Source organism: Erwinia sp., from assembly GCF_031978025.1.
Taxonomy (GTDB): Bacteria; Pseudomonadota; Gammaproteobacteria; order Enterobacterales; family Enterobacteriaceae; genus Erwinia.
This window is the reverse complement of the sequence record NZ_DALZCD010000418.1, coordinates 1-2,186: the sequence shown is the minus strand read 5'-3', so window position 1 is coordinate 2,186 and position 2,186 is coordinate 1. Positions and strand designations below refer to the sequence as shown.

At 47.7% G+C, this 2,186-nt stretch carries 2 protein-coding genes; both read left to right on the top strand.

The window, feature by feature from the left end; all coding sequences use genetic code 11:
• Positions 1 to 1,034 precede the first annotated feature (1,034 nt).
• Entirely contained in the window at positions 1,035 to 1,316 is a 282-nt protein-coding gene (locus RTK32_RS21180) for a hypothetical protein (RefSeq protein WP_312047381.1), read from the top strand.
• A 474-nt stretch (positions 1,317 to 1,790) separates the two neighbouring features.
• On the top strand, positions 1,791 to 2,012 hold the full coding sequence (locus tag RTK32_RS21175; protein WP_312047380.1) for a hypothetical protein: 222 nt from the start codon (positions 1,791 to 1,793) through the stop codon (positions 2,010 to 2,012).
• The last annotated feature ends 174 nt before the right edge of the window (positions 2,013 to 2,186 follow it).

Sequence of the window (2,186 nt, the reverse complement as noted above, 5' to 3'; positions counted from 1 at the left end):
ATCGGATTTTAAAAAAGATCACCTCCCCGGGGGCTTTTTTGAATTGCGGCCCGGCCCCCTGTCACAAAGTACCAAAACCCGCCGCAAATACCCCTGCTCGCCCGCTGCAATTTCCGCTTAGTCGACGAAAATTATCACCTTAAATCAAATCATTAGATATTTAATACGTTTTTAATGTAGCGCCCTGTTTTTACCACCGCCCAATCCTTCATGGTCTATATTCTTATGGCTACATACAAGTGATGTGGTTACGAGAATATTTGTTCTGTTAATAACTTTGTTTTACTTTTTCACACCAGCAACAGATTAGCCCGCTTCAGGCGGGCTTTTTTGTCTCCCAGACTTTAAAGGGTAACCGGTCATGGCCCGTCTTCATTAAAGGCAGCACAACTGCGCGCCCGGCGCCCCTCTTAACCGCAAAGGAACTTTTCAGCGCTTCTCTGTCAGGCGTGATCCTCAGGCAGCAGGCCATCATCCGCTAACGGAGCCATGCGGCATCACTACGCTAAAAAAGCTAGTCAGCATAGAAAACGTGCTCCTTCATCAGGTTAAGCACCTTACCGATCAAATTGCTTGATAGGCGGCACAAATCTATAAAGTTTGGGATGTGCTGAACGAGGCTTGCGCAGAAGAAAATGTTGCGATGTTCACCCATCTGTAGATTCTCCAGAAGCTTTGCATCGTCCTGGTTTAGAGTTGCGTGCAGCGTTCTTCTTAAAACCGTGCGGTCGGCGTAATGAATACCGTCTGCAGCCCTGACCCTCCGCCGCTCGCTTTCAGAAACTTGGTTTTATCGGGGCCACCAGTATTAACTCAGCTGCGTGAAAAGGATGCCATACCAGACGCTGGCAGCGTGGTATGAAAGTGTTTCCCTGCCTCGCCTTTCTCAAAGATAAAAATTTGTGTGCTGCTCTCCCTAATCCTGCGCAAGATCGCAAAAAGAGATCAAACAGACCCGGTCTCTTAAAGCGTTATGGCTCATTTGTCTTTTCGTGCTAATGTATAAGCATGACTTATTAATTAGGGTGAGTGCGATGGAATGGCTCGTTAACGGCAGAGTATTCAAACCATCAACTGATCAACAAATCCTACAGGTTATCGCTGACAAAAAATTAAAATTTATTATCTGGGTTAAATCTAACCATGAGATTCCGCTGAAGTGCACGCTCACGCCGGTCATTGACGGATATATAGCCAATCGTAACAAAGGACATTTTGTTCATATCGAAAAGGTCATGCGTTACAGCGACGAAGAATGGAAGAGCTTGCAACGCGCTTTAGTGCTAATCCCTGCAGAAGACAAACAGTCAAAGTAACGGCGTTTAGGTCATCTCCTGTATTACGTTAATTTGCAGCGTGTCATCATGCCGCACGATTTATCGTCAGGCGCATGTGTGAACGACCAGTAGTGGCATGTTGGTTATCGTGCCGGTCACTCCAAAACCGCTCAGGATAATGCAGGCCGCCAATACCAGAGCAATCGTTAGCAGTAGGATAGCGTTACACCGGCTAACACGGTGCCAGTTCCTTTTGTAAAAATCCCCATGCCGGGCATCAGAGGTACGCTGATATGCCAATGGCTTTCCCTTGATCGGGACTGAGGAAGATACATTGCAGTTCCGGTAGATTCGCTCTAAGCCACGTTTGTTGTCAGTTTGCTCACAGGATGAATACCCACACGGCCCCATGATTAATGCCAGGTGCTGTAGGGAGCAGAGGGAAAAAAGTAGCTGTTTTAAGAATAGCCGGGTTGGTTTTGAAGGGCAAAATGCGAGCCAGCGGAGGGTAATATGAACGGTTACTGCCAATTTTTTCACTACATGGCCGCTTTAAGCAAAGAACATGAGAAAGTAAGCGGAGTTTACCATTCCCGGAAGGGATATATTTTGGATGAGTTTCAGCCGTCCTTTATAGCCTCTGTAACTGCCCGGCACTCGGCCCGCCTGATGAAAGCAAACCCCTTTGCTTCCCGTCAGGCAGCACTGACAGTGTCGGGCAGCGTGGTCTTTTAAAGGCTAACTTTACGGGTTATGCCCCAACAGTGCCCGACCAGCCAATTAATCCTTTCAAATCAGCCTACTTACCGTACCAGCGCGGCTTATTGATGATGTGATCTTCCCAGTCCTGCACTTCGCTTTCACGTACGGCAATATGGCGCACTGAAATACGCGCAGCGTGCATTGCCG